This is a genomic window from Hydrogenophaga sp., from assembly GCF_031426985.1.
Classification (GTDB): Bacteria; Pseudomonadota; Gammaproteobacteria; order Burkholderiales; family Burkholderiaceae_C; genus Hydrogenophaga.
The window spans coordinates 1-9081 of the sequence record NZ_JASJOY010000132.1 but is presented as its reverse complement, the minus strand read 5'-3'; the positions used below and the strand labels follow the sequence as shown (position 1 = coordinate 9081).

9 protein-coding genes are annotated in these 9081 nt (G+C 67.8%); all 9 read left to right on the top strand.

The window, feature by feature from the left end:
• Window positions 1-329 (top strand): enoyl-CoA hydratase-related protein (locus tag RMP09_RS15630; protein WP_310566911.1); only part of this gene is annotated, 329 nt, incomplete at its 5' end.
• A gap of 138 nt (window positions 330-467) precedes the next feature.
• On the top strand, window positions 468-2321 hold the full coding sequence (locus RMP09_RS15625; protein WP_310566910.1) for a feruloyl-CoA synthase: 1854 nt from the start codon (window positions 468-470) through the stop codon (window positions 2319-2321).
• A 117-nt stretch (window positions 2322-2438) separates the two neighbouring features.
• Window positions 2439-3203, top strand: a complete 765-nt coding sequence (locus tag RMP09_RS15620; protein WP_310566909.1) for an SDR family NAD(P)-dependent oxidoreductase — start codon at window positions 2439-2441, stop codon at window positions 3201-3203.
• Between the two features lie 112 nt (window positions 3204-3315).
• Window positions 3316-3735 (top strand): acyl-CoA thioesterase, encoded by a 420-nt coding sequence (locus RMP09_RS15615; protein WP_310566908.1) that lies wholly within the window; start codon window positions 3316-3318, stop codon window positions 3733-3735.
• Window positions 3736-3790: 55 nt separating this feature from the next.
• A complete protein-coding gene (locus tag RMP09_RS15610; protein WP_310566907.1) occupies window positions 3791-4924 on the top strand; it encodes an ABC transporter substrate-binding protein in 1134 nt (377 codons plus the stop codon).
• A gap of 129 nt (window positions 4925-5053) precedes the next feature.
• Window positions 5054-6094, top strand: a complete 1041-nt coding sequence (locus RMP09_RS15605; protein WP_310566906.1) for a branched-chain amino acid ABC transporter permease — start codon at window positions 5054-5056, stop codon at window positions 6092-6094.
• 1 nt (window position 6095) lies between these two features.
• A complete protein-coding gene (locus RMP09_RS15600) occupies window positions 6096-7862 on the top strand; it encodes a branched-chain amino acid ABC transporter ATP-binding protein/permease (protein ID WP_310566905.1) in 1767 nt (588 codons plus the stop codon).
• 14 nt (window positions 7863-7876) lie between these two features.
• On the top strand, window positions 7877-8611 hold the full coding sequence (locus RMP09_RS15595; protein WP_310566904.1) for an ABC transporter ATP-binding protein: 735 nt from the start codon (window positions 7877-7879) through the stop codon (window positions 8609-8611).
• A 70-nt stretch (window positions 8612-8681) separates the two neighbouring features.
• Window positions 8682-9081, top strand: a 400-nt coding sequence (locus tag RMP09_RS15590; RefSeq protein ID WP_310566903.1) for an acyl-CoA dehydrogenase N-terminal domain-containing protein, incomplete at its 3' end; no start/stop codon positions are given.

Below are 9081 nucleotides of genomic sequence, written 5' to 3'. Positions count from 1 at the left end.
TGATCGGCGCCGCCCGCATGACCGACATGATGCTCACCGGCCGCGTCTACAACGCCGCCGACGGCGAACGCGTCGGCCTGGCGCAGTACCTGGTGCCCACCGGCACCGCGCTGGACAAGGCCATCGAACTGGCCACCCGCATCGCCGGCAACGCGCGCATGACCAATTTCGCGCTGATGCACGCCCTGCCCCGCATCGCCGAGCAGCCGGCCGACCACGGCCTGTTCACCGAAGCCCTGATGGCCTCGATCGCGCAGAGCGCGCCCGAAGCCAAGGAACGCGTCCAGGCCTTTTTGCAAGGCAAGGCGGCCAAGGTGAAGAAGGACTGACACCCCCCGCGCCGCCTGCGGCGTCACCCCCCAGGGGGCGATGCCTGAGGCCCGGCGAAGCCGGTTCCTCGGCATCTCTGGACACTGATACGCGCGTCGCCAATGCCCCGCGCATTTCGAAAAGACAACGGAGACAACATGACTGCAGCGAAATACCGCCCCCTGAAGTTCGGCGTCACCCGCGCCACCCTGCGCGACGGCGCGACCGGCGTGCACTACCTGCGCGCCGACCAGGACCTGGGCCCCTTCCCCGAGCGCCTGACCGACCGGCTGGTGCACTGGGCCAAAGAACGCCCCGACCAGACCCTGTTCGCCCGCCGCGTGAAAAACGCCGACGGCAGCAGCGGCGACTGGAAGCACATCAGCTTCGCGCAGGCGCTGGACGCCGCGCGACGCATCGGCCAGGGCCTGCTCAACCGCGGCCTGTCGGCCGAGCGCCCGGTGCTGATCCTGAGCGAGAACGACCTCGAACACGCGCTGCTGGCGCTGGGCTGCCTCTACGCCGGCATCCCCTGGTGCCCGACCTCGCCGCCCTATTCGCTGATCAGCCAGGACTACGACAAGCTCAAGCACGTCATCAAGACCCTGACGCCGGGCCTGGTGTTCGCCAGCGACGCGCTGCGCTACGGCCGCGCCATGCTGGCCACCGTGGCCGAGGACGTGGAGCTGGTCGCCACCCACGGCACCGTGCCGGGCCGCGCCACCACCTCGTTTGCCGCCCTGATGGCGACCGAGCCGACGCCCGCCGTGGACGCCGCGATGGCCGCCACCGGGCCGGACACCATCGTCAAGTTCCTGTTCACCTCGGGCTCGACCAAGATGCCCAAGGCCGTCATCAACACCCAGCGCATGTGGTGCGCCAACCAGCAGCAGATGGCCACCTCGATGCCGGTGCTGGGCGAGGAACCCCTGGTGCTGATCGACTGGCTGCCCTGGAACCACACCTTCGGCGGCAACCACAACTTCGGCATGGTGGTCTACCACGGCGGCACGCTCTACATCGACGACGGCAAGCCCACGCCGGCGCTGATGCACGAGACCCTGCGCAACCTGCGCGAGATCTCGCCCACGGTCTACTTCAACGTGCCGACCGGCTTCGAGCAGATCGCCAACGCGATGCAGACCGACGACCAGCTGCGCCAGACCCTGCTGGCCAAGGTCCACATGTTCTTCTACGCCGGCGCCGCGCTGGCCCAGCCGATCTGGGACAGCCTGTTCGAGAGCGCCGAGCGCGAAGTGGGCGAGCGCATCGTCATGGGCACCGGCCTGGGCATGACCGAGTCCGGCCCCTTCGGCATCTTCGTCACCAGCCCGAACGTGAACGCCGGCGACCTGGGCCTGCCCACGCCGGGCCTGGAACTCAAGCTGGTCGACATGCAGGGCAAGACCGAGGTTCGCTACAAGGGCCCGAACATCACCCCCGGCTACTGGCGCCAGCCCGACGAAACGGCCGAGGCGTTTGACGAAGAAGGTTTCTTCCAGACCGGCGACGCGGTCAAGTGGATCGACGAGACCGACATTCACCAAGGCCTGAAGTTCGACGGCCGCATCGCCGAGGACTTCAAGCTCGCCACCGGCACCTTCGTCAGCGTGGGCCCGCTGCGCGGCAAGATCATCGCGGCCGGCGCGCCCTACATCCAGGACGTGGTGCTCACCGGCATCAACCTCAAGGAGGTCGGCGCCATGGTGTTCCCGACCGGGGCCGTGCGCCAGCTGGCCGGCCTGCCCGCCGAAGCCTCGATGCACGACGTGCTGGACCACCCGGCGGTGCTGGCGCAGTTCCAGAAGATCGTCGACGAACTGGCCCAGGGCGCCACCGGCAGCGCCAACCGCATCGCCCGCCTGTGCCTGCTGGCCGACCCACCGACCATCGACCGCGGCGAGATCACCGACAAGGGCTCGATCAACCAGCGCGCCGTGCTGACGCACCGCGCCGACACGGTGGCCAAGCTGCACGGCGACGGCCTGCGCTACATCCTCAAACCGCAGTAACCCCCCGCGCCGCCTTCGGCGTCACCCCCCAGGGGGCGATGCTGGTGGCCCGGCAAAGCCGGTTCCACGGCATCCTGGACTCAGGCACGCGCTTCGAACATTTTTTAGGAGAACACGATGCAAATCAAAGGACACGCCGCCCTCGTCACCGGTGGTGGCTCCGGCCTCGGCGAGGCCACCGCGCGCGAACTGGCCCGTCTGGGCGCCAAGGTCGCGGTGCTCGACCTCAACCTCGACAACGCACAGCGCGTCGCCAAGGACATTGACGGCGTGGCGGTGCAGTGCAACGTCTCGGATCCGGACAGCATGCAGGCCGCCGTCGCCGCCGCCGCCGCGGCCCACGGCCCGGCACGCATCCTGATGCAGATCGCCGGCATCGGCAGCGCCAAGCGCGTGGTCGGCCGGGACGGCAACGCTGCGCCGCTGGAAGACTTTGCCCGCGTCATCAACGTCAACCTGATCGGCACCTACAACGCGGCCCGCCTGTTCGCCGCGGCCTGCGCCAAGCTGGAGCCGCTGGCAGACGGCGAGCGCGGCGTGATGGTGTTCACCGCCAGCGTGGCGGCCTTCGATGGCCAGGTCGGCCAGCAGGCCTACAGCGCGTCCAAGGCCGGTGTGGCCGGCATGACCTTGCCGATGGCGCGCGATCTGGCGCAGCACGGCATCCGCGTCTGCACCGTCGCGCCCGGCCTGTTCGCCACGCCGCTCATGAAAGAGCTGCCCGAGGCCGTGCAGGAATCGCTGGCCAAGAGCATCCCGTTCCCGAACCGCCTGGGCAAACCGGAAGAGTTCGCCGAGCTGGCCGCGCACATCGTGAGCAACGGCCACCTCAACGGCGAAGTCATCCGCCTGGACGGCGCGCTCAGAATGGCGCCAAGGTAAGTCCCCCCCCGCGCCGCCGCTGCGCGGCGTCACCCCCCAGGGGGCGGCGCTGGCGGCCTGGCAAAGCCAGTTCCGCGGCGCCCTGGACCAGACACCTCTTTCAAACGCATCCATGTCAAAAACCGTCGTCTATGAAGTCGAGGTGATGTTCGGCGACTGCGATCCCGCCGGCATCGTCTTCTTTCCGAACTTCAGCAAGTGGATGGACGCATCGTCGCTGAACTTCTTCGTGCAATGCGGCGTGCCGCCCTGGCGCGAACTGGTCAAGACCACCGGGATCATCGGCACGCCGCTGCTGGAGATCCACACCAAGTTCTTCAAGCCCGCCACCTACGGCGAGCGGCTGCAGATCCACACCAGCGTCACCGAGTGGCGCGAGAAGGTGCTGATCCACAAGCACGTGGTCACACGCGGCGACACCGTGTTGTGCGAAGGCGAAGAGACCCGGGCCTTCTGCATGCGCGACCCGGCCAACCCCGACCGCATCAAGGCCATCCCGATTCCCGCCGACATCCGGGCGCTCTGCACCTGAGTCCGGCGCCCACCGTTTCCCGTTCACCCGTTCCTCAACCCCCTGGAGACAAGCCATGAAAAACATCAAGACCCTGATCGCCACCGCCGTCGCCCTGCTCGCGGCCAGTGCGGCACAGGCCGACATCAACATCGGCGTCAGCCTGGCGCTGACCGGTCCTGGTTCCGGCCTGGGCATCCCGATGCAGAACCAGTTCAAGCTCTTCCCCAAGACCATCGCTGGTGAGAAGGTCAACCTGATCGTGCTGGACGACGCCACCGACCCGGGCAAGGGCGCGGCCAACGCGCGCCGCTTCGTGACCGAAGACAAGGTCGACATGATCATCGGCTCGTGCATCACCGCCGTCGCCGCCGCCATGACCGACATCGCCAGCGAAGCCGGCACGGTGCAGCTGGCCGGCTCGCCCGTGGGCGTGCCCGCCGGCAAGGACAAGTGGCTGTTCCGCCTGCCGCAGTCCAACACCGTCATGGGCCACGCCGTGGTCGAAGACATGAAGGAAAAGGGCATCAAGACCATCGGTTTCCTGGGCTACACCGACGCCTACGGCGAACAGTGGCTCAAGGAAATCACGCCCCTGCTGGACAAGGCCGGCATCAAGATCGTGGGCACCGAACGCTTCGCCCGCACCGACACCAGCGTCACGCCGCAGGCCCTGAAGCTGGTGTCGGCCAACCCCGATGCGATGCTGATCGTGGCCTCGGGTTCGGGCGCCGCCATGCCGCACATGGCGATCGTCGAGCGTGGCTTCAAGGGCAAGATCTACCAGACCCACGCCGCGGCCACGCAGGACCTGATGCGCGTCGGCGGCAAGGCCGTTGAAGGCGCCTTCGTGGTGTCCGGTCCGGCCGTGATCGCCGAACAGCTGCCCGACAAGCACCCGTCCAAGCCGGTCGCCATCGACTTCGTGCAGAAGTACGAAAAGGCCTACGGCCCGAACTCGCGCAACCAGTTCGCCGGTCACTCGTACGACGCCCAGATCGTGCTGGAAAAGGTGATTCCCGTGGCCCTGAAGAAGGCCAAGCCCGGCACGCCCGAGTTCCGCGCCGCCCTGCGCGACGCCATGGAAACCATGGGCCGCACCGTGTTCTCGCACGGTGTGATGAACTGGACCGCCACCGACCACTGGGGCTACACGCTGGAAACCGGCGTGATGCTGAAAGTGGTCGATGGGAAGTTCAAGGCCGACTGAGCACCCTTTCCGTAGCGCAACGCCCCCTTCGAGAGACACCGAGGAACCGGCTTCGACGGGCCTCTGGTGTCGCCCCCCTTGAGGGGGGAGGCGCCGAAGGCGACGCAGGGGGTGCTTCAAAGGACTTTTATGGATTTCTCTATCGCCAGCATTCTTGCGCTGGACGGCCTGACCAACGGTGCCATCTATGCCTTGCTGGGCCTGGCCACGGTGCTGGTGTTCACCGTCACGCGGGTCATCTTCATTCCGCAGGGTGAGTTCGTCGCCTATGGCGCGCTCACGCTGGCCATGCTGCAGACCGGCAAGGTGCCGGGCACCGTGTGGCTGCTGCTGATCCTGGCGGTGGTCGCGGCGCTGATGGAGCTGGCCGAACGCTGGCGCCACCACGGCCAGCCGCTGCGCGCGCTGCGCTCGGCGGCCCGGACGCTGGTGCCCCCGGTGGTGATCGCGCTGCTGAGCATCTGGGCCGCGCCGCAGCAGTTCCCGATGTGGGCGCAGGCCGCCTTGAGCCTGGCCATCGTCACCGCCTTCGGGCCGCTGGTCTACCGCGTCGCCTACCATTCGCTGGAAAGCGCCACGCCGCTGGTGCTGCTGATCGTCTCGGTCGGCGTGCACTTCGCCATGACCGGCCTGGGCCTGCTGTTCTTCGGCGCCGAAGGTTTCCGCAACCCGCCGTTCTGGGACTACCGGCTCGAACTCGGCCCGGTCGCGCTGTCGGGCCAGACCATCGTGATCGGCCTGTGTTCGCTGGCGCTGATCGTGATGCTGCGCCTCTACTTCGAGAACTCGCTGCGCGGCAAGGCGCTGCGCGCCACGGCCGTCAACCGCACCGGCGCGCGCCTGATGGGCATCTCCAGCCACGCGTCCGGCCAGCTGACCTTCACCATGGCGGCCTTCATCGGCGCGCTCTCGGGCCTGCTGATCGGCCCGACCACCACCGTGTTCTACGACTCGGGCTTCCTGATCGGCCTCAAGGGCTTCGTGGCGGCCGTGGTCGCCGGGCTGTCGAGCTACCCCGGCGCGCTGCTGGGTGCGCTGTTCGTGGGCCTGGTCGAGTCCTTCGGCTCGTTCTGGGCCAGCGCGTTCAAGGAGGTCATCGTGTTCACGCTGATCCTGCCGGTGCTGCTTGTGCGTTCGCTGGGCAGCGGCCACTCCGACGAGGACCACTGAGATGGATATCCGCAAAGCCGGCCTGCTGGCCCTGATCGCCGCCGTGCCCCTGATCGCGGTGCTGCCCCTGCCCGATTTCTGGATCACGCAGCTCAACTACATCGGCCTGTACAGCCTGACCTGCCTGGGTCTGGTGCTGCTCACCGGCGTCGGTGGCCTGACCTCGTTTGGCCAGGCGGCCTTCGTCGGCATCGGTGCCTACACCACCGCCTGGTTCACGCTGAACCTGGACGTCTCGCCCTGGATCACGTTGTTCATCGGCATGGGCTTCACCGCGTTGAGCGCGCTGGTGGTGGGCGTGATCACGCTGCGCATGTCGGGCCACTACCTGCCGCTGGCGACCATCGCCTGGGGCCTGTCGCTTTACTACCTCATGGGCAACCTGGACGCGCTGGGCAAGTACGACGGGCTGCTGGGTCTCAAGAGCCTGTCCATCGGCGGCTTCGACATCGGCCAGGGCCGCGCTTTCTTCGTGCTGACCTGGGGCATCCTCGTCGCGTCGGCCGCCGGCCTGCTGCACCTGCTGGACTCGCGCGCCGGCCGCGCCATCCGCTCGCTCAAAGGCGGCTCGCAGATGGCCGAGGCGATGGGCATCAGCACCTTCCGCTACAAGGTCACGATCTTCGTGCTGGCCGCCGTGCTGGCCTCGGTCGCGGGCTGGCTGATGGCGCACTTCCAGCGCACGGTCAACCCCTCGGCCTTCGGCCTGAAGATGGGCATCGAGTACCTGTTCATGACGGTGATCGGCGGCGTCGGCCACGTCTGGGGCGCGATCGTCGGTGCGGGTCTGATCAAAATCCTGGACGACCAGCTGCAGGTGCTGCTGCCCAGACTGATCGGCACCAGCGGCAGCTACGAGGTGATCGTGTTCGGCGTGCTGATGGTGCTGGTGCTCAAGTACCTGCCCGACGGCCTGTGGTCGGTGGTCGGCAAGAAATTGCCCGCACCGAAACGCCAGCGGGACTGGGACGACGCGCCCGCGCTGCCGGCGCGCGACAAGCCCGCGCCCGGCGACCTGGTGCTGGACGTGGACAAGATCCGCAAGCAGTTCGGCGGCCTGACCGCGGTGAACGACATCGGCTTCCAGATCCGGGCCGGCCAGATCGTGGGCCTGATCGGCCCCAACGGCGCCGGCAAGTCCACCACCTTCAACCTGGTCACCGGCGTGCTGTCGCTGACCAGCGGTTCGGTGAAGTTCCGCGGCGAGACCATCAGCGGCCTGTCCTCGCGCGAGATCTCGCGCAAAGGCATGGCGCGCACCTTCCAGCACGTCAAGATGATTCCCGACATGACGGTGCTGGAGAACGTGGCCCTGGGCGCCCACACCCGCGGCCACAAGGGCGTGCTCTCGGCCATGCTGCGCCGCAACCGCGCCGAAGAGCAGCGATTGTTCAAGGAAGCGCAGCGCCAGCTCGAACGCATCGGCATGGGTGAGTACCTGCACGAGCAGGCCGGCAACCTGGCCATGGGGCCGCAGCGGCTGATGGAAATCGCGCGCGCCCTGTGCGCCGACCCGGCCCTGCTGCTGCTGGACGAACCCGCCGCCGGCCTGCGCCACAAAGAGAAACAGGGCCTGGCCGACGTGCTGCGCCAGCTCAAGTCCGAAGGCATGAGCATCCTGCTGGTCGAGCACGACATGGACCTGGTGATGCAGATCTGCGACCACCTGGTGGTGATGGAGTTCGGCACCCTGCTGACCCAGGGCACGCCCGAGCATGTGCAACAAGACCCCCTGGTGCGCGCCGCGTACCTTGGGACCGAACACTGAACGGGAAGCCCTTCATGAGCACACCCCTCCTGCAAATCAGCGACCTGCGCGCCGGCTACGGCCGCGCCGAGGTGCTGCACGGCATCAGCCTGCACGCCGACAAGGGCAGCGTCATCACCGTCATCGGCCCCAACGGCGCGGGCAAGTCCACCTTGCTCAACACGCTGATGGGCATCCTGCCGGGCAAAGGCGGCATCCATTTCAACGGCCAGGACATCAGCGCGCTCACGCTGGAAGAACGCGTGATGCAGGGCATGGCCCTGGTGCCCGAGAAGCGCGAACTGTTCGGCAGCATGTCGGTGGAAGACAACCTGCTGCTCGGCGGCTACCGGCAGATGCGTCTGGGCAATGCCCAGTGGCGCGAGCGCCTGGCCGACGTGTTCGACATCTTTCCCCGCCTGAAGGAACGCCGCGCGCAGCTGGCGGGCACGCTCTCGGGCGGCGAACGCCAGATGCTGGCCGTGGGCCGCGCGCTCATGGGCCGCCCCACGCTGCTGATGCTCGACGAGCCCAGCCTGGGCCTGGCGCCGCTGATCGTGCGCGAGATCTTTTCCATCATTGAAACGCTGCGCCAGACCGGCGTGACCATCGTGCTGGTGGAACAGAACGCGCGCGCTGCGCTGCAGGTGGCCGACCACGGTTATGTGCTGGAAATGGGCGAGATCAGCGCACAGGGGGTGGCCAGAGAACTCGCCACCGACCCGCGCGTGATCGAGACCTACCTCGGCACGGCCAAGCAGGCGGCCTGATCGGGCGGCGCCGACGAACACCAGGCCGCACACAAAACCCGCTCACGTTGACACACCCCCGTCCAGAACCATGAACGCCTACCAGCCCCAGCCCGCCGAACAACGTTTCATCCTGCAGAACGTGCTGCAGGCCCCGCAGCAGCTCGCCTCCCTGCCCGCCTACGCTGACTTCGATGAAGACCTGCTGGTGCAGGTGACGGACGAAGCCGGCAAGTTCGTGGGCGAGGTGATCGCCCCGCTCAGCCGCGAAGGCGACGAGGTGGGCGCGCAGTGGAAGGCCGGCGCCGTCACCATGCCGCCCGGTTTCCGCGACGCCTACCAGGCGTTCTGGCAAGCCGGCTGGCCGTCGCTGGCCTGCACCACCGAGGACGGCGGCCAGGGCCTGCCCGCCGCGCTGGAGGCAATGCTGTACGAGAACCTGAGCGCCGCCAACCACGGCTGGACCATGGCGCCCGGCCTGCTGCACGGCG

Coding starts and splice junctions, on each gene's coding strand:
- RMP09_RS15625 (WP_310566910.1), top strand. CDS start 468: ATGACTGCAGCGAAATACCGCCCCCTGAAGTTCGGCGTCACCCGCGCC.
- RMP09_RS15600 (WP_310566905.1), top strand. CDS start 6,096: ATGGATATCCGCAAAGCCGGCCTGCTGGCCCTGATCGCCGCCGTGCCC.
- RMP09_RS15615 (WP_310566908.1), top strand. CDS start 3,316: ATGTCAAAAACCGTCGTCTATGAAGTCGAGGTGATGTTCGGCGACTGC.
- RMP09_RS15595 (WP_310566904.1), top strand. CDS start 7,877: ATGAGCACACCCCTCCTGCAAATCAGCGACCTGCGCGCCGGCTACGGC.
- RMP09_RS15605 (WP_310566906.1), top strand. CDS start 5,054: ATGGATTTCTCTATCGCCAGCATTCTTGCGCTGGACGGCCTGACCAAC.
- RMP09_RS15620 (WP_310566909.1), top strand. CDS start 2,439: ATGCAAATCAAAGGACACGCCGCCCTCGTCACCGGTGGTGGCTCCGGC.
- RMP09_RS15610 (WP_310566907.1), top strand. CDS start 3,791: ATGAAAAACATCAAGACCCTGATCGCCACCGCCGTCGCCCTGCTCGCG.